Annotated in this window: 1 protein-coding gene; it reads left to right on the top strand. The window is 47.3% G+C overall.

The annotated features are described in order from the left end of the window. A partial coding sequence (locus tag D9Y29_RS26610; protein ID WP_164735567.1) for a hypothetical protein occupies nucleotides 1-825 on the top strand: 825 nt, incomplete at its 5' end. Nucleotides 826-874: the final 49 nt, after the last annotated feature.

The raw sequence follows: 874 nt of genomic DNA, 5'->3' as shown, positions 1-874 counted from the left end.
CGCAATGCCCCTCCCGGCATCAAAGCCATTAAACTGCCCGATACAAAAGCAAAAGACAATACTCAGGTGGAGGAATTCGAAACCGAACTGGATGCCAGTATGGAAAAACTCAGCGTAACCCGCAATTCCGCTTATACCGGCATCTACAAAGCAAAAAATACCCGCGAGCTGCTAAGCTATCACCCTTTCATCTTCAATGACCACCAATACTATAACGGTGAGGACCCCACGGAAAAAATGAAAGAAAAGGAACGTGAACGCTATGAGACCAATTTAGCCGCCGCCAAAAATGAATTCAAAAAGAAAAGGCCCGAACTCTCCAAACAAAACCTGCAGCGCGAATACCAGCAGAAAGTGAGCGATGTGAAATTCACACTCATCAATGATGGCCGCTCGCCTAACAAACGTACACTCAGCTTCCGCGAACAGTTCGAGCTCACGGATATGGTGAAGAAAGCAGGAAAGAAATACCTGGTGAACCTGGCCGGACTGATCGGAGGACAATTACAGATCAAAGACGAAGAACGCACCCGAGAATACGATATGGATGTGCGCTATCCGCGCAGCTTTAGTTGGACCATCAATTTCAAAGTGCCCGCCGGCTATGCCGTTTCCGGACTGAATGACCTGAATACAAAAGTGGAACATGCCTGCGGTTTGTTCAGCATAGACGCAAAAGAACAAAATGGAAAAGTGGTCATCAATATCGAGAAGACATACAATGCCAAACAGGTGCCGAAGGCGCAGTGGAACGAAATGCTGGCCTTCATCGATGCTGCTTATAACAGCTCCTTCAAATTTATTCTGTTGTCTCCGAAATCATAAATGCACTTACACCATGTTGCCAGTCGCTCGCCTCCCGGCGAGTGACTTT

Source organism: Pseudoflavitalea rhizosphaerae (assembly GCF_003991355.1).
Lineage (GTDB): Bacteria > Bacteroidota > Bacteroidia > Chitinophagales > Chitinophagaceae > Pseudobacter > Pseudobacter rhizosphaerae.
Note: the sequence above shows the minus strand (reverse complement) of the source record. Positions and strands in the feature narration are given on the sequence as shown.